The following is a 21,243-nucleotide window of genomic DNA, read 5'->3' on the forward strand; positions in this document are numbered from 1 at the left end:
GCCAGCTTCATTCAGACTTCAGGAGCCTGGATCAGGCGTTGGCCAGCTCGTTCAACAGCGTCTGCTGTGCGCTGAACAACTCCTCACCTTCGGCGGGACGGTTCTGGGTGTAACTGCCGTCGGAGTGCAGCTCCCAGCTCTGGCAGTTATCCTGCAGACAGTAGCCGAGCTCGGTGCGAATCCGGTCGGCATGCTTGCCGTACAGCTCAAAGCCGGTTTCAACACGGTTGAGCATGTTGCGTTCCATCCAGTCCGCGCTGGAGCAGATCACCGTGGGTTTACCGGCATTGGCGAACCAGTAGACACGGGTGTGCTCCAGGAAACGACCGATGATCGAGCGCACGCGGATATTGTCGGAGATCCCCTCCAGCCCCGGACGCAGACGGCACATACCACGGATGATCAGATCGACCTCAACCCCGGCCTGGGACGCTTCGTAGAGCCCTCGGATCAGCTTCGGTTCGGTCAGGCCATTCACCTTGATGATGATATGCCCCTTCTTGCCCGCCTTGACGTTGCGAATCTCGTTGTGGATAAGTTCCAGCATCTTGGCATGCAGGGTAAACGGCGCGTTGTAGAGCTTCTGCAGCTTCTGGATCTTGCCCATACCGGTAAGCTGCTGGAAGATCTTGTGCACATCCTCACCGACCTGATCGTCGGCGGTCATGTAGCTGTAGTCGGTATAGAGACGCGCGGTGCCTGAATGGTAGTTACCGGTGCCCAGGTGGCAATAACGCGCCAGGCTGTTACCTTCACGGCGCACCACCAGCATCATCTTGGCGTGGGTCTTGTAACCAACCACGCCATAAACCACCAGGCAACCGGCCTCCTGCAGACGGCTGGCCAGCTGCAGGTTGCTCTCCTCATCGAAACGGGCGCGCAGCTCGATCACCACGGTGACCTCCTTGCCGGAGCGGGCCGCTTCCACCAACGCGTTGACGATATCCGACTTCACACCGGTGCGGTAAAGCGTCTGCTTGATCGCGACGACTTCCGGGTCCTTGGCTGCCTGGCGCAGCAGATCCACCACCGGCGAGAACGACTGGAACGGGTGCAGCAGCAGCTGATCGTTGCGGCGGATCGTCGTGAAGATATCTTCGCTGTTTTTCAGTTTGTTCGGCAGCCCGGGAGTAAACGGCGGCCAGCGCAGATCCTTGCGCTCCACCAGATCCCGCACCGCCATCAGGCGGGTCAGGTTCACCGGTCCAGTCACCCGGTACACGTGAGAGTCCGGCAGGCTGAACTCCGCCTGCAGGAAACTGAGCAGGTGCTCTGGCGTACGGCTGTCCACCTCCAGACGCACCGCATCACCGAACTTGCGTGAATGCAGCTCACCGCGCAGGGTACGCGCCAGATCCTCAATCTCCTCGAAGTCGAAGGTCAGGTCGGCGTTACGGGTGATACGGAACTGATAGCAACCCTCGACCTGCATCCCCGGGAATAGGTTGTCGGCAAACTCGTGGATTACCGATGACAGGAAGATCAGGTTGTCGCCACCGTCGCAGAGCTCGTCCGGCAGACGGATCAGACGCGGCAGTGAACGCGGCGCCGGAATGATCGCCATGCCGGTTTCACGGCCAAACGCATCCTTGCCGTCGAGCTCGACGATAAAGTTAAGGCTCTTGTTGACCAGGCGCGGGAACGGATGCGAAGGGTCCAGGCCGATGGGGCTGATCACCGGCACCAGTTTTTCGTTGAAGTAATCCTCAACCCAGGCGCGCTGTTCCGGCGTCCAGGCACCACGGCGATGGAAGTGAATCCCTTCCTTTTCCAGCGCCGGCAGCATGATGTCATTGAGGATGCGGTACTGGCGGGCAACGTTGACCTCGCAGATCTCGCGGATCTTCTCCAGTACCTTCTGCGGGTGCATGGCATCAGGGCCGACCGCTTCGCGACCATACTTCAACTGGCGCATCTGCTCGGCAACGCGGATCTCGAAAAACTCATCCAGGTTGCTGGAGAAGATCAGCAGGAACATCAGCCGCTCGAGCAGCGGCTGAGTTTCATCCAGCGCCTGTTCCAGCACGCGGACGTTAAACTGAAGATGGCTCAACTCGCGGTTGATATAAAGCTCAGGCGCTTTCAGATCGACTGGCGGCGCTTCTATCGGCTCGATAGTGGGCAGAATCTCACGACTCTCACGCAAGGCCAGCGTCGCTTCGCTGGTATCCAGTTCCGTGTTGTCCGCCATGTCAGTAACTCCCGTCTGTAGCTCCATCTTCCCATCCGCCAAATATAGTTTATCTATTGAGCAGGCGGGCGGCCCTCATCGCAAAGTAGGTCAGAATGCCATCCGCGCCCGCACGCTTGAACGCCATCAGCGATTCCAGCATGACACTTTCTTCATCCAGCCAGCCGTTCTGGAACGCCGCCATGTGCATGGCGTACTCGCCACTCACCTGGTAAGCAAAGGTTGGCACCCGAAGCTCCTGCTTCACGCGGCGCACAATATCCAGATATGGCATGCCCGGCTTAACCATCACCATGTCGGCACCCTCGGCCAGGTCCAGCGCGACCTCATGCAGAGCTTCGTCGCTGTTGGCGGGATCCATCTGATAGGTGAACTTATTACCCTTACCCAGGTTACCTGCAGACCCTACCGCATCGCGAAAAGGTCCGTAGTAAGCACTCGCATACTTGGCGGAATAAGCCATGATGCGGGTGTTAACAAAACTGTTGTCTTCAAGCTCGTCGCGGATCTGGCCGATGCGGCCATCCATCATGTCGCTGGGCGCAACAATATCCGCGCCCGCTTCCGCGTGGGAGAGCGCCTGACGCACCAGCGTTTCAACGGTGATATCGTTAAGCACATAGCCGCGATCATCGATGATGCCGTCCTGGCCATGAGTGGTGAACGGGTCCAGTGCCACATCGGTAATCACGCCCATCTCGGGCACCGCTTCCTTGATGGCACGCACAGCACGCTGCGCCAGACCATCGCTGTTGAACGCTTCTTCAGCCATTTCTGACTTGGCGCTCAGTGGCGTTACCGGGAACAGGGCCACAGCCGGAATACCCAGCGCTGCCGCCTCTTTCACCTCTTTCACCAGCAGGTCGATACTCAGACGCTCGATACCGGGCATGGAGGCTACGGCTTCACGCTCGTTACTACCCTCGATAACAAACATCGGGTAGATCAGATCATCGGGGGTCAGGGTGTTTTCGCGCATCATGCGACGGGAAAAGTCGTCGGCACGCATACGGCGCATACGGGTATCGGGGTAGAAACGCTGGCTATTGTTGAAAGTCACGGTGGATATCCTTGTTTCAGCTTCGCATTTGACGACAAAATGATGACAGCAAGATGACAGCGCCAACTTATCTGTTATTAAACACCATGTTAACGCAAAGCTTGATCAGGGGATGCATGCTTCTCCCTGTGAAGCCGCTGTATGAATTTTGACCTCGATCAATTCAAAACCCCACCACATCGAAAAGCCGAAAAACTAGGAAAAATTCCTATATCCATTTTTTTCCGCACTGCGATAATTCTTTTAACGGATCTCCTGTTCACGGACCGAACACTTGGATGGCCCAGCCCGCATCAACGGACAGCAGGACGCATGCAGGACGCGAACAGATGCAAGGATCAATGGAAGCCATGTTAAAGGGGCGTATGACGGAACATACGTCCCTTTATCTTTTCTGCCCCGCTTAAAAAGCACGCTCTCCCAGCCATCTCCCTGGCAGCCTCTTTGTTAACAACGCTTCTCCTCACAGCTAAAGCCAGATTCTTCTCTATACGCGAACAGCATTAAGCCGCCCCGAGCGAACCTCTGGCAGGCGGACAACCGTTTCAGCTAGAAAGGGAAAATGCTCAGGAGAACTGCTCGGCAAAGCCGTCAGCCTGAAAATCACGCCACAGACGCTTCGAGAGATCGGCTACCGGTGCCTCTGCGCCCTCGGCGAGCCACTCCACCAGCGCGCCCGCAGTATCTGGCCAGGGCAGGGGTTCAGGGTTATCACCCGGCAACCAGCCTGCCACCACCTCCGTAGAGAGCTGATTCATCACCTGCCCCCGTTCCAGACGCTGCAGAGCGCGTCCGTTGGCCAGCTGCTCAACCTGCCCTTTCAGCGGCTTCACCAGCAGTTTTTTACCCGCCTGCAGCGTTTCGCTGCACAAGCCGAAGCCAGCATTGCAGATCACACCATCACAGCTGGCCAGATCCGCCTGGAAGCCATCGCGCGAAAGAGGACGGATCGACAGGTTAGTCTCTTCGGACGGCGCATCAACCCGGGCATAGATCACAAAGCGGTAATCGCTGAAAGGAGTCAGCACCGCCTTGATATCGTCCATCGCCTCGAACGGCAGGTAGACCAGGATCTTGCCGGCATCGCAACTCAGCGGCAGGCGCTGTGGCTCAATCAACGGAGGCAGGATCGGCGCGTTGAATGCATGCCAGTGAACACCCACTTTCACGTCAGCCGGCGCAAACAGGTTAAGACAGGGTTTCAAAAGAGGCGCGCGCTCGACACCTGGAACGCGGTAACAGAATGCATACTGGTGAGCCACACCGATACTGCGCACCTTCTGTCTCCTGGCAGCCCAGGCGGTAACCGGTTCAAAGTCGGTCAGCACCAGGTCATACCCCGTCAGATCCAGGGCACGCACATCGCGGATCAGCTCCGGCAGGCTGTTGTCCCTCAGGGTGCGGTAGCGCTGCACCTTTCCCGCCTCGGTGACAAAGGTCATGCCACGCCGGGTGCGGTAGTCACCGAAGGGCTCCATATTGAAGTAGGCATCCGCCGGACGACCGCTGAACAGATAGTCGACCTCGATCCCGGCATTAGCCAGCGTAGGCGCCATCACCCTCGCCCGCGTAATATGGCCGTTACCCGTCCCCTGAACTCCGTACAGAATCCGCATTCAGATCAGCTCCCAGAGGTGCAGCGCAACCACGGCGGAGCAAACGCCCAGCAAAGCGCCGGCGGCGATATCGCTGGGATAGTGCACACCCAGTAACACCCGGGACAGGCCGATCAGGCCGGCCAGGATAAACACGAAGGGTGCCAGCGGCGGGTAGAACGCCGACATGATGGTGGCAAAGAGGAAGGCCGCAGCAGCGTGGCCAGATGGAAAACTGAACTTGTCGGACGGCTTGATCACGGCCCTGAATCCGCTTAAGCGGTCACAGGGGCGGTCGCGGCGAATGGTGTTTTTCAGTATCAGATAGAGCGGCAGTTCCAGCGCGAAGGCCATCAGGCCAACCTGCAGGAAGATAACTCCCTGCTCGCGCTCCCAGAGGGCGAACCCCAACCCCACCAGCAGATACAACACACCGTCGCCCAGCCGGGAGACAAATCGACTAACCGGCGCCAACCCGAGATCCCGGTGCAAATCATTACACCAGTAGAAAAAACGCGTATCCAGGGCGGTCAGTTTCTGAAGTCTGTTCATCGCAGTCATCCGCTTCTGTGCAGCCTGGAGGCATTATCCACAGTCAGGAATGACAGACAGATGACCGCGCCTTGACGCTTTGGTTAATACGGCGGCGAGTTAAACAACCATCTTACTTGAGGCTAGCCTGCAACCAGTCTGCTGCACTCTGCGCCAGCAGTGTCGGGTTATCCCAGGGGATCATATGCCCCTCACCGGCCAGAACCAGCAGCTCCGAGGGCTGAGCCATCTGCCCGATCACCCGCTCGGCATAGGAGAGCGGCAGCACCTCATCCCTATCCCCCTGGATAATCGCCAGATCGAAATCGAAGCAGTTCGAATAACTGGCGGCGCGGTGGGTAAACAGGCTCGACAGGGTGCTCAACGGGTAATCGAACACCACCAGCGGATCTTCATTGATCACCTCGCCTGCCGGGTTACCGGCCAGCAGGGTGTCGAAGTCCATGAAGTTCCCCAGCGGCACCTTCAGGGTCGGAAACATCTGCGCCGTACCCCAGGTCCAGAACCAGCCCATCTGATGCATCAGGTCCGGCGGCTGTTCGGTGAGCAGCAGCGTTCCACAGAGCGTGGCATCCACCCGCTCATCGGACTCAGCCAGCGCCAGTGCGATCACCGCACCGATGGAGTAGCCATAGACTGCCACCTGGCCGTTGCCCCGCTCTCGCAGAGCCGTTACCACCCGTTCCAGATCACAGACCGTTTCTTCGACGGTATAAACGCCGCGGGGACCATCCGAATAACCGTGGCCACGCGGGTCGACCCCGACCACGTTGAAGCCGTGATCGCAGAGCCGAGCCAGCAGCTCGGCGTAGAGTTCACAGTAGGTACCGATACCCGGCAGGAATACCAGCAGGGGCGCCTGATCGGAGCAGTGATAATACTCACAGTGGAGACCATCCGAGCCCACGCGAAAAGCCTCCCGCCGCGCCAGATGAGGACCGATAGCAAGCTTGTGCCTGAGTACCTCCCGGATCGGATCGTCGCCGGTTTCAAAACGCGGTGGAGCCAACTCTACTGGACGGTTCATGCTTTCTCCTCTGCTCTCTTTCTGGCAGCAGCGACCTATGCGGTCAGGAATGAGGGAGCCGGCGCAATGCCGATATCCCCTAACGCTGGCAGGAGGGACAGAAAACGGTACTTCGCTGCCCCAGACGCACCTCTTTCAATATACTGCCACAGCTGTGACAAGGCTCACCAGCGCGGCCATAAACATGCAGCTCCTGCTTGAAGTAGCCGGGCTTGCCGTCACCGCCGACAAAGTCCCTCAGCGTTGTGCCGCCCTGCTTGATCGCCCAGGCCAGCACCTGCTTGATACAGACCACCAGTTGCTCCAGACGTTGCGCGGAGACACGGCCCGCAGCCCGACGCGGATCGATACCCGCCTGGAACAACGCCTCGTTGGCGTAGATATTTCCCACCCCGACCACCACCTGGCTGTTCATGATCAGCGTCTTGATCGCGGTCTTGCGTCCCTTGCAGCAGGTCTGCAGATACTCGGCATTAAATTCATCCGAGAGAGGCTCAGGGCCCAGCGACGCCAGCAGACTGTGCAGTTCATGCTCTGGCTGCCAGAGCAGTGCGCCGAAACGGCGCGGATCGGTGAGCCTCAGCATGACGCCACTATCGAGCTCCAGATCCACATGGTCGTGCTTGCCCACCGGCGCACCAACCGGCAACACACGTACGCTACCCGACATCCCCAGATGCAGCAGCGCGGCACCGCCATCCACGGCAATCAGAATATATTTGCCACGACGCGCCACAGAGCGGATGACCCGCCCCTCCAGACACTGCGCCAGCTCGGCGGGAATCGGCCAGCGCAACTGCGGCTGACGCACCACCAGGCGAGAAACAGTGCGTCCTTCAAGATGCGGAGCGATGCCCGCCCGGCTGGTTTCTACTTCAGGTAATTCAGGCATGGATATACTTCAACGCTAAGCTGCGGCCTGACGCCGCAAGACCAGATAAACACCACTGACCGTGACCGCCACACCGAACAGCGCCAGCGCGCCCAGTTGCTCGTCAAACAGAAGCCAGGCTTCGATCGCGGTAACCGGCGGTACCAGATAAAAATAACTGGCCACCTTGGAGGCTTCGCCCTCACGGATCATCAGCAGCAACAGCAGGATCGCCGACACTGAAAGCCCCAGTACCAGCCAGGCCAGCGCCCCAATCAGCTCCGGCTGCCAGTCTACCTCGCCGGTTTCAAAGGTATAGGTGAGCAACCCCATCCACAGCGCCGTGGCCAGATACTGGTAAAAGGAGCCGGTCAGCAGATTCACCCCCTGACCAAAGTGCTTCTGATAGAGCGTACCCACCGAGATCGCCACCAGCGCAATCGCCACGCCCGCCAGCGCGGGGGCTGTAAGCTCAAACTGCCCCAGCCGGTTGCCACCCGCAAGCACCAGCGCCACCCCTATCAGGCCCAACACCAGGCCCAGCCACTGTAACGGCAGCAGCCTCTGGCGCCAGACTACCCAGGCCAACACCGCGGTGAGCAGAGGCTGCAGACCGACAATTAATGAGGCCACACCCGCCGGCATCTGCCAGCCGATCGCCGCAAACACACCGCCCAGGTATGCCGCATGCACCAGTGATCCCACCACCATCTGATGCAGCGCCTGACGCGGCCCCGGCCAGGCGGCACGGAACGCCAGCACCAGCGCGAAAAACACCACCAGCGTGAGCAGCATGCGGATAAACAGGAAATTGAACGGCTCAATGTAGGGCAAGCCGAAGCGCGCACCGATAAAGCCGGTGCTCCAGAGCAGCACAAACAGCAGCGGCACATAAGGTTTCAGCGCGGCAATGGACATCGAGCCTTCCTTCGATTTATGGGAAGGCAAACGATACCGGAGACTGCCACCCCGGGTACAGGCAGTCTCCGATGGAGATGGAGCTAAAATCAGACCTTGAAGCGGTGCACCAGGCTGGTCAGCTGTGCCGCCAGGTCGGTCTGACGCGATGCTTTGTCCGCCACGTCGGAAGAGACCTGGTTCACTTCACTGGCGGCACCGTGAATCGCCTCGATATTGGCGTTGATACCCTCAGATACCTGGTGCTGCTGCTCGGCGGCGCTGGCGATCTGGGTCGCCATATCGGTAATCTCGTCCACCGAACGTTTGATCCGCTCGAACGCCTCATGGGCCTGCCCGGAGAGTTCAACGGTCTGTTTCGACTGTGCATGGCTGGTTTCCATGGTGCCCACCACCTGGGCCGTCTGGTTCTTCAAACGATCAACCAGCGAGCTGATCTCCTCGGTGGAAACCTGGGTACGCTGCGCCAGGGTACGTACCTCATCGGCTACCACGGCAAAGCCACGTCCCGAATCACCGGCACGGGCCGCCTCTATCGCGGCGTTTAGCGCCAGCAGGTTGGTCTGCTCGGCGATATCGCGAATCACCTCGAGGATCTTGTTGATCTGATTGGTTTCCAGCTCCAGCTCACGGATATGCTCCATGGACTGGGCTACCTGGTCACCGAGATGACGCACACTCTGCTCGGTCTGGCCCATGATCTGGCGACCCTGCTCACTGGCTTCCTGGCTGGCCATGGCCGCATCCGCGGTGCGGGAGCAACTGCTGGCCACTTCATTCGCGGTGGCCGACATCTCGTTGACCGAGGCCACCATCGCCTCGACCTCCTGCACCTGGTATTCACTGGCCCGGTCCACCGCCGCCACGCTGCTCTTGGTTTCGCCGGACACCTGTTCGATCTCTTCCGCGCTGCGGCTGACCTGGCGCACCAGCCCCTGCAACGAATCCAGGAACTGGTTGAACCAGACCGCGAGCTCGCCGGCCTCATCCCTGCTCACCACGCTGAGGCGCTGGGTCAGATCCCCCTCGCCCTGAGCGATCTCGCGCAGGCCATCGCTCACCAGGCGCACCGGCTTGACCAGCATGCCGGACAGCCAGAAGGCAAACACGCAGACCAGCACCACCACCAATGCGGTGATGCCTACCTGGGTCCACATCATCGCCTGGGCCGGTGCCAGGATTTCACTGCGCGGCATCAAGGCGATGATTTTCCAGCCCAGAGCCTCTGAGCTGTGCACCCGGGCGCTGTATTCCTCACCCGCGATATTGACGCGCAGCAGCCCGTTCTGGGTACCCGCCAGTTGCCGGTACGCATCGCCTTCGAGCTCATTGATGTTCTTGAAGTTGTTTTCCGGGCGGGTTGCGTCCACCAATACGGTACCGGTATCTTCCACCAGCATCAGGTAACCGTTGTCGCCGAGTTTCTCCTCCCGAGCCATCTCGGTGAGCGACGCCAGGGATACATCCGCGGACATCACGCCAACCACCTGGCCACGGGCGTTTTCAATGCTGCGCGCCACCGCCACCAGGGTGACGTCATCCACCGCCCAGTAGTAAGCACTGCGGATCGCCACTTCGCCCGGGTTACGCATTGTCTCTTCATACCAGGGGCGCTTGCGCGGATCGTAGCCGGCAGAGACCTTGCCTTCCGGCCACTGCACATACCCCCCCTGCTCGGTGCCCATGTAGACATAGGCGAAACCGGGATGGGTATCGGCAAAGAGCGCCAGATTGGCGTAGATCTCACCTTCCAGACCGCCCGCCCGGGAGGGCTTCATATCGACATCCGGGCCGCCGTAGTAGGTGGGGATGGTACTGTCGGCGCTGCGAATGGCGGGCATCTTGGCCAGGTTGGTTATATCTTTGCTGATATCCTGGAAGAAGGCGCTGAATGAATCATCAACAGCTCTGACCTTCAGCTCACTTATTTCGGCGAAACGCTCTTCTGCGGCATTGCGCGAATGGGTAATGCTGTAGGCGGACAGCAAAACGCTGGGCACCAACACGGTAAACACGAACGCCAGCATCAGCTTCTGTTTGATTTTCATCTCTGCGCACTCTCGAACTGTCGTTGGATTTGTTGATCGGCACCCTGCCAAAACAAACCCTGTTAGTCTTTGGCGACATATCCATCTTGTAACAGCACGATATCCCGACCGGAAGGCTCCACACAATCGATCAGATCCAATACCCGATTGTAAAACTAGGATATCGGCCGGATCGGAACAACCTCAATTCTGATTGCGACATTACAGGCATAAAAAAACCCCGGCCGGGGCCGGGGTTTTTCGAAAGCTAAAACCAATTACTTGATTTTGGCTTCTTTGTAGATGACGTGCTTGCGAACAACCGGATCGTATTTCTTGAATTCGAACTTGTCCGGAGTGTTACGCTTGTTCTTGTCAGTAGTGTAGAAGTGACCAGTGCCAGCAGAGGAAACCAGTCGGATCTTTTCGCGTGCGCCTTTAGCCATGACCTAGCTCCTCAAACTTTCTCGCCACGGGCACGCAGTTCGGTCAGAACTGTGTCGATGCCCTTTTTATCGATGATGCGCATGCCCTTGGAGGAAACACGCAGACGAACGAAACGGTTTTCGCTCTCAACCCAGAAACGGTGCCAGTGCAGGTTCGGCAGGAAGCGACGACGCGTCTTGCGCTGAGAGTGGGAAACGTTGTTTCCGGTTACCGGGCGCTTGCCCGTTACCATGCAAACTCGAGACATTGTAATAAACCTTAATCTAAAAGGGTTAATTAACTTCTGTCAGATACTTATCGAGAGCGATGTTACGCCGCTCTCTCAGGCGGAGCGTCCAATAACCCGGACAAAATCCCGTACCATTAGGGACAGAAGGCCGCGTACTATACAGAGATAGCAATCGAAGCGCCAGCTTTTTTGGCTAATTAATCACCAGTTTCCAACAGAGAAGGGTCCCGTCTAACCGGCAGTTACAGCCAACCTCGCTCGGCGAAGGACACGCTCTCCCCGTCGCCGATCACAAGGTGATCCAGCACCCGCACATCGACCAGCGCCAGGGCATCGATCAAACGGTCGGTGATCTGACGGTCCGCCTGGGAGGGCTCGGCAACACCCGATGGGTGATTGTGCGCCAGAATCAGCGCCGCCGCCTGATGGCGCAGCGCCAGCGACACCACCTCGCGGGGATAAACACTGGCGGCGTTGATGGTGCCAAAGAACAGCGGCTCGAAGCGGATCACGCGATGACGGTTATCCAGCAGCAGGCAGGCAAACACCTCGCGGTTTTCATGCCGTAGCTGCGCCGACAGATAGCGCCGCACCGCCTGGGGGCTTTCCAGTGCAGAACCACGTTGCAGCTGCGCCTCAAGATGACGCCGCGACATCTCCATCACCGCCTGTAACTGCACATACTTTGCATCGCCAAGTCCCAGGGCTGCGCAGAACTGCTCCCTGGAGGACTCGATCAGCGGCCGCAGACCACCAAAAGTGGTTAACAGCTCCCGTGCCAGATCCACAGCACTTTTCCCCTTTACCCCGGTGCGCAGAAAGATCGCCAGCAGCTCCGCATCGGAGAGCGCCTCAGCGCCGCGGGCCAGCAGTTTTTCTCGCGGCCGCTCCTCGGCAGGCCAGTCCGTGATCGCCATTTGCCACCTCCCTGTGGTCCCGATCATGCCGTCTGCACTACGCAACACAGCATCAGAATGGTATCTTAAAGGGCTGGACTCTCCCAAGCCTCCATCCTGAATTCATCGGACACACAGGGTATGCACAGACTTACTAACCGCCGGATTCTTCTCGGTATCAGTGGCGGTATAGCTGCCTATAAAAGCGCTGAACTGACGCGCGTTCTGAAGGGTGCCGGGGCGGATGTCCGCGTGGTGATGACCGCGGCCGCCACCGAATTTATCACCCCGCTGACACTGCAGGCGCTGTCCGGCAACCCGGTACATCTGCAACTGCTCAATCCCGAAGCCGAAGCCGGCATGGGTCATATCGAACTGGCGAAATGGGCTGACCTGATTCTGGTAGCGCCTGCCAGCGCCGACTTTATCGCTCGTCTCGCCGCCGGCATGGGCGACGATCTGCTGACCACCCTCTGCCTGGCCAGCGATGCGCCCATCGCCCTGGCGCCGGCCATGAACCAGGCGATGTGGCGTGATCCGCGTACCCAGCAGAATATGCAGAGCCTGAAGGACAGCATAGATGTGCAGGTGTTTGGTCCCGGCAGCGGCTCCCAGGCCTGCGGCGACACCGGCCCCGGCCGCATGCTGGAGCCGGTCGAACTGGCCCAGCTGTGCGCCGAACAGTTCGACTTCCAGGCGCTGAGCGGCCGTCATGTCTGCATCACCGCCGGCCCTACCCGTGAGGCGCTGGACCCGGTGCGGTATATCTCCAATCACAGCTCCGGCAAGATGGGCTACGCCCTGGCTGAAGCGGCGCGCGATGCCGGCGCCCGCGTCACGCTGATCTCAGGCCCGGTCAACCTGGCCGCTCCTGATCGCGTCGAGCGGGTGCAGGTTGAAAGCGCCCTGCAGATGCTGGACGCAGCCATGGCTACGTTGCACGACTGCGACCTGTTTATCGCCGCCGCAGCAGTGGCAGATTACCGTCCGGTCGCCGTGGCCGAGCATAAGATGAAAAAGGGCTCGGACGAGATCATGGAACTGCGTCTGACCAAAAACCCGGATATCGTCGCCAGCGTCGCAGCCGCAGATTCACGTCCGTTCACCGTGGGCTTCGCCGCAGAGACCCGCGATGTACTGCAATACGCCCGCGATAAACTGACCCGTAAACGCCTGGATCTGATCATCGCCAACGACGTGTCCGCTGAGGGCATCGGCTTTAACAGCGACGAAAACGCCGTCACACTGATCGGCCCGAACAGCGAAGAAACGCTGCCGCAATCTTCGAAACAGCAGTTGGCTCGCCAACTGATCAACCGCATAGCAGAGCACTTCAATGAACAAACGAAAGCTACAGGTAAAGATTCTTGATGACCGCATCGGCGGCCAGTTCCCGCTGCCGGCTTACGCCACCGATGGCTCCGCGGGCCTGGACCTGCGCGCCTGCCTCGATGACGCGATCACCCTGGAGCCCGGTCAGACCGAACTGATCCCCACCGGCCTTGCGATCCACATCGAGGATCCGAACCTGTGCGCAATGATCCTGCCGCGCTCGGGCCTGGGCCATAAGCACGGTATCGTGCTCGGCAACCTGGTCGGCCTGATCGATTCCGACTACCAGGGCCAGCTGTTTGTCTCCTGCTGGAACCGTGGCGATACCACCTTCTCCGTGGAGCCGGGCGAGCGTATCGCGCAGATGGTGCTGGTTCCCGTGGTCCAAGCCGACTTCGAAGTGGTCGAAGAGTTTACCGACACTGACCGTGGTGACGGCGGATTTGGATCTTCCGGCCGCCATTGAGCCCAGCTCTATCTACAATGTTTCAACCAACTACTCAGCAAGGAGCACGGAATGAGTTTTGATTTGGAAACATTTGATGCCGGCGTTTTTCGCGCCTACGACATCCGCGGTATTGTTGGCGAGTCGCTGACTGAGCCGCTGGTCTACCATCTCGGTCGTGCCTTTGCCGCCAGCGCTCACAGCCAGGGAATTGGCGAAGTGATCGTTGGCGCCGACGGCCGACTCTCAGGGCCACGCCTGAAAGAGGTCCTCATCGAGGGCCTGCTTGAGGGCGGTGCTGACGTGATCGATATCGGCTATGTGCCAACGCCGGTACTCTACTTTGCCGCGCATCAACGCGCGCACCAGACCGGCATCATGATCACCGGCAGCCACAACCCGTCCGATTACAACGGCTTCAAGATGATGCTGGCCGGACACACCCTGTCCGGTGAAGAGATTCAGGAGCTGCGCACACGTATCGACCAGCGCGACTACACCGAAGGCAAGGGACAGCGCAGCGAAGAGGATGTGGCCGAAGCCTACCTGCAGCGCATTGCCGGTGATGTGCACGTCAACCGCCCACTGAAGGTTGTGGTGGATTGCGGCAACGGTATTCCGGGCATATTGGCGCCAGAACTGATCCAGCGCATGGGCGTGGAGATTATCCCGCTGTTCTGCGAGGTGGATGGTACCTTCCCCAACCACCATCCGGATCCGGGCAAGCTGAAGAACCTGCAGGATGTGATCGCCAAGGTGGCCGAAACCGGCGCTGACCTGGGCCTGGCCTTTGATGGTGACGGCGACCGCGTCGGCGTAGTCACCGAGAAGGGCAAGGTGATCTATCCCGATCGCGTGATGATGCTGTTCGCTGAGGACGTGGTATCACGTAACCCGGGCGCGGAGATCCTGTTCGACGTAAAATGTTCGCGTTTGCTGCCAAAAGTGATCGAAAATGCCGGCGGCAAGGCTACCATGTGGAAGACCGGCCACTCGCTGATCAAACGCAAGATGAAAGAGTGCGGAGCTCTGCTGGCCGGCGAGATGAGTGGCCACATCTTCTTCAAGGAGCGCTGGTTTGGTTTCGATGATGGTCTCTACAGCGCCGTGCGCCTGCTGGAGATTCTCGCTAAGCGCCACGAAACTGCCGACGAGATATTCAGCGCCTATCCTGAAGATATAAGTACGCCTGAGATCAATATTCAGGTGACCGAAGAGAACAAGTTCCAGATAGTCGACGCGCTTCAGCAACTGGAGTTTCCGGGTGGTGAAGCCAGCCGCATCGACGGCGTGCGTATCGATTATCCGGATGGCTGGGGACTGGTACGGGCCTCCAACACCACCCCCATGCTGGTACTGCGTTTCGAGGCTGAGAATGAGGCGGCGCTTGCGCGTATCCGCCATGAATTCCAGACCCGGTTGCACGCTGTCGACGCCAGCCTCGACATCCCCGACGAATAAGTCGGAGCCAGCCCGAGGAATGAGCGCCATCAGTAACACCCATATTCAGAGGATGAGTTAAATGCCCCTTAACCGTAGTCAGGCGATCTCCACCGCCCAGGTATTGTCAGAGGCAATGCCGTACATCCAGCGCTTTGTTGGCCAGACACTGGTGATCAAATATGGCGGCAACGCCATGATCGACGAGAAGCTCAAAGAGAGCTTCGCCCGCGATATCGTCATGATGAAGCTGATCGGCATCAACCCGATCGTGGTTCATGGCGGTGGTCCGCAGATCGGTGAGCTGCTGGAAAAGCTCAACATCGAATCCAAGTTCATCAACGGCATGCGGGTCACCGACGAGAAGACCATGGATGTGGTCGAGATGGTACTCGGCGGCATGGTGAACAAGGAGATTGTCGGCCTGATCAACGCGGCCGGCGGCAAGGCGATCGGCCTGACCGGTAAGGATGGCGAACTGCTGCGCGCGCGCAAGCTCAAGGTGAAACACAAGACACCGGAGATGGAAGCGCCGGAGATCATCGATATCGGCCATGTGGGCGAGGTTGATCGCGTTAACGTGCGGGTACTGGAGATGCTGGTCAACTCCGACTTTATCCCGGTGATCGCGCCGATCGGCGTTGATGCCGAGGGCCACTCCTACAACATCAACGCCGACCTGGTCGCCGGCAAGGTGGCCGAGGTGCTGCAGGCGGAAAAACTGATTCTGCTGACCAATATCGCAGGTCTGATGGACAAGGACGGCAAGGTACTGACCGGTCTGTCTACCCGCCAGGTCGATGAGCTGATCGAAGATGGCACCATCTACGGCGGCATGCTGCCGAAGATCGGCTGCGCCCTCAGCGCCGTGAAAAGCGGTGTGAACAGCGCCCATATCATCGACGGCCGGGTCGAGCACTCCTGCATGCTGGAGATCTTTACCGATGAGGGTGTCGGCACCCTGATTACCAACCGAAACCTAGGCTAAGGACCCTGGATGAGCGAAGTACAGCAGGAACGTAAAATTTCCCGTCGCGAGCAGATCTTGCAGTCGCTCGCGCAGATGCTGGAGGGCAACCCGGGCGCCCGCATCACCACCGCCGCCCTGGCCCGCGAAGTGGGGGTGTCGGAAGCGGCGCTCTATCGCCACTTCCCGAGCAAGGCACGGATGTTCGAGGGCCTGATCGGCTTTATCGAGGATACCCTGTTTTCCCGTGTTAACCTGATCGTCGGCTCCGAGGTCAGCGGTAAACGCAAGTGCGAACAGATCCTGACACTGCTGCTGGCATTTGTGGAAAAGAACCCGGGCATGGCCCGTATCCTGACCGGCGATGCCCTCTCCGGTGAAACCGAACGCCTGCGCAACCGGGTGAATCAGCTGTTTGAACGGCTGGAAACCCAGCTCAAGCAGATCATGCGCGAAGCGGAAGTCAGAGAGGGGCTGCGAACGGAGATTCCTGCCGGTTCCACAGCCAACCTGATTCTCGCCACCGCTGAAGGACGCATCCGCCAGTTTGTGCGCAGCGAGTTCAAGCGCAGACCGACGGAGTTCTGGCCAGAACAGTGGGCACGCCTTGCCCAGGGTCTGTTCCGCGCCGCCTGAAGCTGACAAGCGTCACAGCGCCTCCCACTACCCCGGCCGCCGTAAAGGTGCCGGGGTAGTGCTTTTTATCAACACCGCACCACAAAAAACGCACCACCCATAACAAGCAGAAAATAACGAACAACAAGAACAGGAAAGTTCATGTCCACTCCCCTCAAAGGCCCGCTCTCGGGTCGCCCCTGGGCCATAGGTCTCGCCGTACTCGGCCTGATGCTGGCCGCCATCAACCTGCGTGGAGGCCTCGTCGTCGTCGGGCCGCTGGTGGAAGATATCCGCCACAACCTCAATTTCAGCGCCAGTCAGTTCAGTACCCTGACCACCCTGCCGCTGCTCTGTTTCGCCTTTGTCTCTGCACTGGTGCCTTTGCTGACACGCAAGATCACCCCTCCACTACTGGTGCTGGGGGCGCTGCTGCTGATCAGCACCGGCGCCGTCCTGAGGGTGATGCCGCCGTTCCAGATTATCCTGCTCGGCACACTGCTGATCGGCTCCGCCATCGCCCTGCTCAATGTGCTGATTCCCGGCCTGGTGAAGGCTTATTTCCCCAATCACACCGGCGTGATGACCGGTATTTACTCGGTGACACTGTCCGCCGGCGCCGGGCTCGGCGTTTACCTGGCGGTGCCGCTGCGTGATGCATTTATGGACTGGCGTGCGCCGATGCTGCTCTGGGCGCTGCTGCCGCTGCTATGCCTGCCGCCCTGGCTGTTTCTGCTGCGGGTGCATACGCAAAGCTATCAGCCGCCCAAGGCGAAAAGGCCACCGCTATGGCGCAACCGCCGCGCCTGGGCCATAACCGGCTACATGGGCCTGCAGTCCACCTGCTTCTACAGCATCGCCACCTGGCTGCCCAACATGCTGATCGATAACGGTCTGTCCGACCTGGCCGCCGGACAGGCAGCCTCGCTGGTCAACCTGGCCGGCGTGCCGGCCAACCTGCTGACACCGATGATCGCCACCCGGATGCAGGATCAGCGACCGCTGGTGATCGGGCTGTTTACCCTGACCTTCACCGGACTGGCCGGCCTGCTGCTGATGCCGCCTCTGGCCTGGCTCTGGGCCTCACTGATCGGTCTCGGCATCGGAGGCGCATTGAGCCTTGCGCTGACTCTGTTTGCGCTGCGCAGCGAGAACACGACACAGGCGCTGGCGCTGTCCGCCATGGCACAGTCCGTGGGTTACCTGATCGCCGCCATGGGCCCGCTGGTGATCGGCGCGCTGCATGACCTGACCAGTGGATGGGGGATTGCATTGGCGCTGCTATTGGCGCTGCAAGTGGGACAGATGCTGTCGGGAGTGGTAGCCGCCAGGCCAGGAACGCTCAGCGACTGATTCCGCCGAGGATCAGTGCGCGGTCTGCCGCGCCAGAAGACGCCTCTGCGCGTCTTCGATCTCGTTCAGGTAGGCCGCTGCCGACATCTGCACTATGCCCAGTTCACCCAGCGTCGGCAGCATGGTTTGCAGTACTGAAATCGTTTGCGGATGGGGATGACCGATCACCACCGCGCGCCCTTCGGTCAAAGCCAGATCCACCGCGCGCTGGAATTCGTGAGTGATCGCTTCGACCGAGAGATCATTGTCGAGAAACACATTGCGCTCCACCGAGGGAACACCGGCAGAGTGCGCCACGGCCATCGCCCGGGTATCCGCTGTGGTGCGCGAGTCGATGAAGAATAAGCCGCGGTTGTGGATAACCTCCATCACCCAGCTCATGGGTTCATCAAGCTGAGTGAGCAGGCTGCCCATATGATTGTTCACACCGATCGCCTCGGGGATAGAATCCAGCGCAGCGTTGAGCTGCTGCTGCATCTGCTCCCGGGACTGCTGTGGCGTCAGTGCCCCCGGCCCCAGCTTGAGGTGGCGCATATTCTCCATCGGCGCATGCAGAATCACCTCTTTCCCTTCGCTTGTAGCTTCGAGGCTGAGTTCGCGGGAGTGAGGTCGAAACGGCAAAACGGCGTAGGTGATGGGCCCTGGCAGTGCCAGAGCCGCCCGGCCCCGTTCCAGACTGAGGCCCATATCATCGATGATCAGCACCAGCTTGGGCCGCTCCGCCAGTGGCGCAGCCCAAGCCGGAAGGGCCAGCAGACAAAGCGCTACCAGCCAAAGCCTGACGGCCATCGCCATCGAATCAGCCCTGATTCAGCTGGTTCGCTGAAACGATGTTCAGCGCCTTAAGCAGGTTAAGCGCCTGGTAAAGCTGGATGTCACGTTCGGCCAGGTGGGCATCGCCATTGCCGGCCAGACTGTCTTCCTCACCGTTCTCCAGATGGCCTACCAGATCACGCTCTTTCACCAGGTTTTCATGTTCAACCTGGGTCAGGCGCCCCTCTTCAATCATCACATCCGGGTGTATGCCCTGAGCCTGGATAGAACGGCCGCTCGGCGTGTAATAACGCGCCGTGGTCAGCTTGACGGCACGGTCACTGCCCAGCGGCAGTACGGTCTGCACCGAGCCCTTACCGAAGCTGTCGGTACCCATCAGTACGGCACGGTGATGGTCCTGCAGCGCACCGGCAACGATCTCGGAAGCCGAGGCGGAGCCACCATTGATCAGCACCACCAGCGGCAGATCTGGAGCCTGGGTCTCTGCCTGGGCGCTGAACTCCAGCTGGGAGCTGGGCAGGCGGCCCTCGGTATATACGATCAGGCCATCATCAAGGAAGGTATCGGCCACATCGACGGCGGCCTGAAGCACGCCACCGGGGTTATTACGCAGATCCAGCACCAGCCCTTCGAGCGGCTGCTCCTGCTGCATCTCGTTGATCGCCTTACGCATATCCTCGGCGGTGTTGAGCTGGAACTGGGTCAGGCGCAGATAGCCGTATCCAGGCTCGAGCAGACGGTTCTTGACGCTGGCAACCTTGATGGCATCACGTACCAGGGTGACCTCAAACGGCTTCTCGATCCCGTCACGGACGATGGTCAGCACAATTTCGCTGCCGATCTCACCTCGCATCAGTTCCACCGCTTCGTTCAGCGGCATTCCCTGCACCGGCGTATCGTCAAGCTTGATGATCAGGTCGCCCGCCTTGATGCCGGCACGCTGAGCCGGGGTATCATCGATCGGGGCGATCACACGCACAAAGCCATCTTCCTGGCCTACCTCGATGCCCAGACCGCCGAACTCTCCGCTGGTGTGCACCTGCAGGTTTTCGAACGCTTCCGGTTCCAGGTAGGAAGAGTGCGGGTCCAGCCCCGACAGCATGCCGCGGATGGCGTCTTCCAGCAGTGTTTTGTCATCCACCGGCTCCACATAGGCATCCTTGATGCGGCCGTAAACTTCGGCAAACATGCGTAACTCTTCCAGTGGCAGCGTCGCCTGCGGTTCTGAGCCCTCAGGCTCCTGGGACCAGGCGGTCACCGGCAAAGCCAGGGTCGCCGAAAGCCCGAGCAGCAGAGAGGTTCGTTTTACACTGGCAAGAAGATTCATAGCTTATCCTTGAAGTGATTTTCAGCGGTCCGCCAGCCAAGGGGCCGGATCGATAGAGCGCCCGCCTTTGCGGATCGCGAAATAGAGGCCGGTTTCATCATAACCGCCACTGTCGCCGGTGGTCGCAACCACATCACCCGGTCTGACCCAGGTGCCGGTCTCGCGCAACAGGCTCTCATTGTGTCCATACAAACTCATATAACCGCCGCCATGGTCAATGATCAAGAGTAAACCGTATCCACGCAGCCAATCGGCAAACACCACACGGCCTGAATGCACGGCATGCACTTCACGCCCGGTGCGGGCACCGATCAACACGCCTTCGTAGGCCAGGTCATTCACTTTCTGGCCAAAGCCGCGTTTGATACTGCCATCCACTGGCCAGGGTAGTTTGCCCTTGAGCTTGTCGAAGTCCTGATTGGCGGTTTCCAGCTGGGAGCGCCGGATCGATTCCCGAAGCTGCTCCAGCAGACTCTGTAGCTGGGTCTGGTTCTTCTGCAGCCCGGACAGACGCTGCTGATCCTGCGCCATCGCCGACTTCAGTTTGGCCAGGCTGGTTTCCCTCTGCTGGCGGGCAGACTCAAGTTTGCGCTGCTGTGCTTCCAGCTCTTCACGCTTGGCAAACAGCGCGGCGCTGGTATCGGCAGCCTGAGAGCGGGTCGCGTTGAGCGCCTCAAGCTGGGTACGGTAGGTTTGCATCTGTTCGATCAGTTGCGCGTTGAGCTGATCGTAATAATAGATCAGGCGCTCGACCCGCGCCGGGTCCCGATCGGTGAGCATCAGTTGCAGTTGCGGCTGGCGGCCTTCGCGATACTGGGCGCGTAACTGTTCCTGCACGCGCCCCGCGCTGGCCTCGACCTGGCGTTCGAGCTCAGCCTCACGCTCTTCCAGTCCATCCAGGTCGGTACCCAGACCGTCGATCTCGCCGTTGAGCTGACGCAGCTGTGCAGAAACCTCGCTGATCTGCTTCTCGCTGTCGCGCAGAGCCTGCTGCTGCTCCTTCTGTTCCGAACGCTGACGTTCGATACCTCGCTGCACCGAGGCGATCTCATCCTTGAGCGCTGCAATCCGCTTCTCGGTTTCACGCGCCTCCTGCTCGCTCGCCGCCATTGATGGCAGCGAAACAAGCAGCACGAGCATCAGTAGTAAAAGGCGCATGAATCAGGTCCAGAGGCCC

At 59.7% G+C, this 21,243-nt stretch carries 20 protein-coding genes; 6 read left to right on the plus strand and 14 right to left on the minus strand.

All coding sequences use genetic code 11. The features are described from left to right. Nucleotides 1-31 precede the first annotated feature (31 nt). From ppk1 to radC, 11 genes are all read right to left on the minus strand, one after another. The gene (gene ppk1, locus C4S72_RS19260) at nucleotides 32-2,191 is read right to left on the minus strand and encodes a polyphosphate kinase 1 (protein WP_235009197.1); all 2,160 of its coding nucleotides are present in this window, start codon (nucleotides 2,189-2,191) and stop codon (nucleotides 32-34) included. 49 nt (nucleotides 2,192-2,240) lie between these two features. Beyond that, nucleotides 2,241-3,251: a porphobilinogen synthase gene (gene hemB / locus C4S72_RS19265; RefSeq protein ID WP_104004796.1), complete on the minus strand. Its 1,011-nt coding sequence runs from the start codon at nucleotides 3,249-3,251 to the stop codon at nucleotides 2,241-2,243. Between the two features lie 566 nt (nucleotides 3,252-3,817). Next, entirely contained in the window at nucleotides 3,818-4,867 is a 1,050-nt protein-coding gene (locus C4S72_RS19270; protein ID WP_104004797.1) for an MJ1255/VC2487 family glycosyltransferase, read from the minus strand. Continuing rightward, nucleotides 4,868-5,398 (minus strand): phosphatase PAP2 family protein, encoded by a 531-nt coding sequence (locus tag C4S72_RS19275; RefSeq protein ID WP_104004798.1) that lies wholly within the window; start codon nucleotides 5,396-5,398, stop codon nucleotides 4,868-4,870. It abuts the gene before it with no gap. Nucleotides 5,399-5,510: 112 nt separating this feature from the next. Next, nucleotides 5,511-6,425 (minus strand): alpha/beta hydrolase, encoded by a 915-nt coding sequence (locus C4S72_RS19280; RefSeq protein ID WP_104004799.1) that lies wholly within the window; start codon nucleotides 6,423-6,425, stop codon nucleotides 5,511-5,513. Between the two features lie 79 nt (nucleotides 6,426-6,504). Further along, nucleotides 6,505-7,317 (minus strand): bifunctional DNA-formamidopyrimidine glycosylase/DNA-(apurinic or apyrimidinic site) lyase, encoded by an 813-nt coding sequence (mutM, locus tag C4S72_RS19285; RefSeq protein ID WP_104004800.1) that lies wholly within the window; start codon nucleotides 7,315-7,317, stop codon nucleotides 6,505-6,507. A 15-nt stretch (nucleotides 7,318-7,332) separates the two neighbouring features. Then, entirely contained in the window at nucleotides 7,333-8,214 is an 882-nt protein-coding gene (locus C4S72_RS19290) for a DMT family transporter (protein ID WP_104004801.1), read from the minus strand. Between the two features lie 89 nt (nucleotides 8,215-8,303). Next, the gene (locus C4S72_RS19295) at nucleotides 8,304-10,262 is read right to left on the minus strand and encodes a methyl-accepting chemotaxis protein (protein ID WP_160115552.1); all 1,959 of its coding nucleotides are present in this window, start codon (nucleotides 10,260-10,262) and stop codon (nucleotides 8,304-8,306) included. Nucleotides 10,263-10,519: 257 nt separating this feature from the next. Further along, nucleotides 10,520-10,687, minus strand: coding sequence for a 50S ribosomal protein L33 (gene rpmG, locus C4S72_RS19300; protein ID WP_027854336.1), 168 nt, complete (start codon nucleotides 10,685-10,687; stop codon nucleotides 10,520-10,522). Nucleotides 10,688-10,698: 11 nt separating this feature from the next. Further along, complete coding sequence (gene rpmB / locus C4S72_RS19305; protein WP_104004802.1) at nucleotides 10,699-10,935, minus strand: 50S ribosomal protein L28; 237 nt, start codon at nucleotides 10,933-10,935, stop codon at nucleotides 10,699-10,701. A gap of 224 nt (nucleotides 10,936-11,159) precedes the next feature. Further along, nucleotides 11,160-11,834 (minus strand): RadC family protein, encoded by a 675-nt coding sequence (gene radC / locus C4S72_RS19310; protein ID WP_104004803.1) that lies wholly within the window; start codon nucleotides 11,832-11,834, stop codon nucleotides 11,160-11,162. 120 nt (nucleotides 11,835-11,954) lie between these two features. Here radC and coaBC point away from each other — a divergent pair, with 120 nt between their 5' ends. The 6 genes from coaBC to C4S72_RS19340 all read left to right on the plus strand — a co-directional run bounded on the left by coaBC (nucleotide 11,955) and on the right by C4S72_RS19340 (nucleotide 17,965). Continuing rightward, complete coding sequence (coaBC, locus tag C4S72_RS19315; RefSeq protein ID WP_104004804.1) at nucleotides 11,955-13,184, plus strand: bifunctional phosphopantothenoylcysteine decarboxylase/phosphopantothenate--cysteine ligase CoaBC; 1,230 nt, start codon at nucleotides 11,955-11,957, stop codon at nucleotides 13,182-13,184. Further along, nucleotides 13,150-13,611: a dUTP diphosphatase gene (gene dut / locus C4S72_RS19320; RefSeq protein ID WP_104004805.1), complete on the plus strand. Its 462-nt coding sequence runs from the start codon at nucleotides 13,150-13,152 to the stop codon at nucleotides 13,609-13,611. Before coaBC ends, dut begins: the two co-directional genes overlap by 35 nt. Before the next feature lie 51 nt (nucleotides 13,612-13,662). Then, the gene (locus C4S72_RS19325; protein ID WP_104004806.1) at nucleotides 13,663-15,051 is read left to right on the plus strand and encodes a phosphomannomutase/phosphoglucomutase; all 1,389 of its coding nucleotides are present in this window, start codon (nucleotides 13,663-13,665) and stop codon (nucleotides 15,049-15,051) included. Between the two features lie 61 nt (nucleotides 15,052-15,112). Continuing rightward, the gene (argB, locus tag C4S72_RS19330) at nucleotides 15,113-16,018 is read left to right on the plus strand and encodes an acetylglutamate kinase (RefSeq protein ID WP_104004807.1); all 906 of its coding nucleotides are present in this window, start codon (nucleotides 15,113-15,115) and stop codon (nucleotides 16,016-16,018) included. Nucleotides 16,019-16,027: 9 nt separating this feature from the next. Continuing rightward, on the plus strand, nucleotides 16,028-16,633 hold the full coding sequence (slmA, locus tag C4S72_RS19335; protein ID WP_104004808.1) for a nucleoid occlusion factor SlmA: 606 nt from the start codon (nucleotides 16,028-16,030) through the stop codon (nucleotides 16,631-16,633). A gap of 141 nt (nucleotides 16,634-16,774) precedes the next feature. Beyond that, entirely contained in the window at nucleotides 16,775-17,965 is a 1,191-nt protein-coding gene (locus tag C4S72_RS19340; protein WP_104004809.1) for a CynX/NimT family MFS transporter, read from the plus strand. A gap of 12 nt (nucleotides 17,966-17,977) precedes the next feature. On the opposite strand, the gene C4S72_RS19345 is transcribed toward C4S72_RS19340, so the two are convergent. Genes C4S72_RS19345 through C4S72_RS19355 form a run of 3 tightly spaced genes read right to left on the minus strand, consistent with a single transcriptional unit; the run spans nucleotide 17,978 to nucleotide 21,224 of the window. Beyond that, nucleotides 17,978-18,760, minus strand: a complete 783-nt coding sequence (locus C4S72_RS19345) for a divergent polysaccharide deacetylase family protein (RefSeq protein WP_104004810.1) — start codon at nucleotides 18,758-18,760, stop codon at nucleotides 17,978-17,980. 4 nt (nucleotides 18,761-18,764) lie between these two features. Then, nucleotides 18,765-20,066 carry a S41 family peptidase gene (locus tag C4S72_RS19350; protein ID WP_104004811.1) on the minus strand — a complete coding sequence of 434 codons (1,302 nt, stop codon included), beginning with the start codon at nucleotides 20,064-20,066 and terminating at the stop codon, nucleotides 18,765-18,767. Nucleotides 20,067-20,087: 21 nt separating this feature from the next. Then, nucleotides 20,088-21,224, minus strand: coding sequence for a murein hydrolase activator EnvC family protein (locus C4S72_RS19355; protein ID WP_104004812.1), 1,137 nt, complete (start codon nucleotides 21,222-21,224; stop codon nucleotides 20,088-20,090). Between the last annotated feature and the right edge of the window lie 19 nt (nucleotides 21,225-21,243).

Origin of the sequence: Marinobacterium lutimaris, from assembly GCF_900108065.1 — a bacterium.
Lineage (GTDB): Bacteria > Pseudomonadota > Gammaproteobacteria > Pseudomonadales > Balneatricaceae > Marinobacterium_D > Marinobacterium_D lutimaris.